Origin of the sequence: Streptomyces sp. NPDC053474 (genome assembly GCF_044544845.1) — a bacterium.
Classification (GTDB): domain Bacteria; phylum Actinomycetota; class Actinomycetes; order Streptomycetales; family Streptomycetaceae; genus Streptomyces.
On record NZ_JBITXV010000043.1, the window covers coordinates 1 to 1,975 of the forward strand.

Here is a 1,975-nt window from a genome sequence, read left to right on the forward strand (position 1 = left end):
GCCGCCGGGGGGGGTGGGGCCCTGCGGGCCCCGGCCGGGCCGGGGGCCGCCGGCCCCGGGGGGCCCCGCCCGGCCCGGGGCCGGCGGGGGGCGCCCCCCCCCCCCCCCCGCCCCGTGGCGCCCCCGCGCGCCCCGGCTCCCGCCGTCATGCCGCCGCGCTCACAGCGCCTTCAGCGCCGCCCCCGTAGCCGCCGCAAGCCGCTCCACATACCCCTTGGGCAGCCCCCCGCGCACCACCACCGCGCGCCAGTACAGGGGCCCCGACATCAGGTCCAGGGCCAGCTCCTCGTCCAGGCCCGGGCGTAGCTCGCCGCGCGCGGTGGCCTGGGCGACGATGCCGCTGGCGACGCCGTGCTGGCCCTCGCGGAGCGCCTTCCGCAGGGCCGCGTCGATGTCGGGGTTGCGGGCCGCCTCGGCCATCAGGTCGGGGATCACCTGGGAGGCGACGGGGTGGCGCAGGGCGCGCGAGGTCACCTCGTACAGCAGGCGCAGATCGCCCTCCAGGGAGCCGGTGTCGGGCGTGGGCAGGCCCTGGACCGCGATCGCCGAGACCAGGTCGAGGACGAGGTGCAGCTTGGAGCGCCAGCGGCGGTAGACGGCGGTCTTGCCGACGCCCGCGCGGCGCGCGATGCCCTCGATCGACATGCGCGCGTACCCGACGGCGGCGAGCTCCTCGAAGACGGCGGACCGGATGGCCTCGGTCACATCCTCGCGGAGCACGGCGGCCCCGGCCGGTGCCCTGCGGCCCTGCTCACCCGGCTTCTTCTCGCTCGCCTTGTCGCTCGTCGTCATGGGGACAGCATAGAACGTGACGACGAAACGGTTGCGTCCCGACGTCAGAACGCCCTACTGTCGACGTCACGACGATACGGACCCGTCCCGACGTGGAGGGTGCCGCTTGTCGTCCGCCGTCCCCGCGCCCCCGAGCGAAAGCAACGGACGTGACCCAAGCCCTGGAGAAGCCCCCCGGCGCCCCGGCCCCCGCCCCGGCGACCGGCCCGACGCCCGCCGAGCTCGCCGCCCGCCACGGCCTCACGGTCAGCGGCGCCCGCGTCCCGCTCGGCACCTACGTGCGCCGGCTGTGGCAGCGGCGCCACTTCGTCACGGCCTTCGCCACCGCGCGGCTCACCGCCCAGTACAGCCAGGCCAGGCTCGGCCAGCTCTGGCAGGTGATGACACCGCTGCTCAACGCGGCCGTCTACTACTTCGTCTTCGGCGTCCTGATGAACACCAAGCACGACGTGCCCGACTACGTGCCCTTCCTGGTCACGGGCGTCTTCGTGTTCACCTTCACGCAGCAGTCCGCCCTCGCGGGCACCCGCGCCGTCTCGGGCAACCTCGGCCTGGTGCGCGCGCTGCACTTCCCCCGGGCCGCGCTGCCGGTCTCGTACTGCCTCCAACAGCTCCAGCAGCTGCTCTTCTCCATGGTCGCGCTGCTCGCGATCCTGCTCTGCTTCGGCGTGCCACCCACCGCGTCCTGGCTGCTCGTCCTGCCCGCCCTCGCGCTGCAGTTCACCTTCAACGCGGGGCTCGCGCTCGCGCTCGCCCGGCTCGGCGCGCGGACCCCGGACGTCGCCCAGCTGATGCCGTTCGTCCTGCGGACGTGGATGTACGCGTCCGGGGTGATGTGGAGCATCGACAAGGTCCTCGCCGACCGGGACTTGCCGCACGCGGTGACCGTGCTCCTGGAGGCCAACCCGGCCGCCGTCTACATCGACCTGATGCGCTTCGCCCTCATCGACAGCTTCCACGCCGGGCAGCTGCCCGCGCACGTGTGGGCGTGGGCCGTGGGCTGGGCACTGCTCGCCGGAGTCGGCGGGTTCGTCTACTTCTGGAAGGCGGAGGACACCTATGGACGCGGCTGAACGGCACGGGCGTACCCCCACGGTGATCGCGGACGAGCTGCACATCGTGTACCGGGTGAACGGCGGGAAGACGGGGAAGGGCAGTGCGACGGCGGCGTTGAGCCGGATCG

2 protein-coding genes and 1 pseudogene are annotated in these 1,975 nt (G+C 74.1%); 2 read left to right on the forward strand and 1 reads right to left on the reverse strand.

The features are described 5' to 3' along the window. Window positions 1-159: 159 nt before the first annotated feature. Window positions 160-792, reverse strand: coding sequence for a TetR/AcrR family transcriptional regulator (locus ACIG3E_RS40955; RefSeq protein WP_399626316.1), 633 nt, complete (start codon window positions 790-792; stop codon window positions 160-162). A gap of 149 nt (window positions 793-941) precedes the next feature. Here ACIG3E_RS40955 and ACIG3E_RS40960 point away from each other — a divergent pair, with 149 nt between their 5' ends. After that, complete coding sequence (locus ACIG3E_RS40960; protein ID WP_399626318.1) at window positions 942-1,865, forward strand: ABC transporter permease; 924 nt, start codon at window positions 942-944, stop codon at window positions 1,863-1,865. After that, window positions 1,852-1,975, forward strand: a pseudogene (locus ACIG3E_RS40965) (ABC transporter ATP-binding protein); the annotation flags it as partial. The gene ACIG3E_RS40960 and the pseudogene ACIG3E_RS40965, both read left to right, overlap by 14 nt.